This is a genomic window from Rahnella sp. PAMC25617 (assembly GCF_050606005.1).
In the GTDB taxonomy this organism is placed as follows: domain Bacteria; phylum Pseudomonadota; class Gammaproteobacteria; order Enterobacterales; family Enterobacteriaceae; genus Rahnella; species Rahnella variigena.
In genome coordinates this window covers 1-204 of record NZ_JBOCUM010000150.1, presented here as the reverse complement: position 1 = coordinate 204, position 204 = coordinate 1, and the positions used below count along the sequence as shown (strand labels likewise).

The window sequence follows — 204 nt, the reverse complement described above, 5'->3', positions numbered from 1 at the left end:
TAGAAGAGAAGGATGGACAAATTTTAATTGTCGCACCGATTAAAGGCTCTCCTGCTGAAAAAGCCGGGTTGAAACCTCATGATCGTATTTTAAAGGTGGATGGAAAAAGCACAAAAGGCATGTCGGTCAATCAAGCAGTCTCTCTAATCAGAGGGAAAAAAGGAACGGATGTCAAGCTTCACCTTAACCGCCAAGGAATGGTGT

General features: G+C 43.1%; 1 protein-coding gene. It reads left to right on the top strand.

All coding sequences use genetic code 11. The features are described from left to right. The coding region (locus ACM615_RS24055) for a PDZ domain-containing protein (RefSeq protein ID WP_431012655.1) at positions 1-204 on the top strand (204 nt) is incomplete at both ends.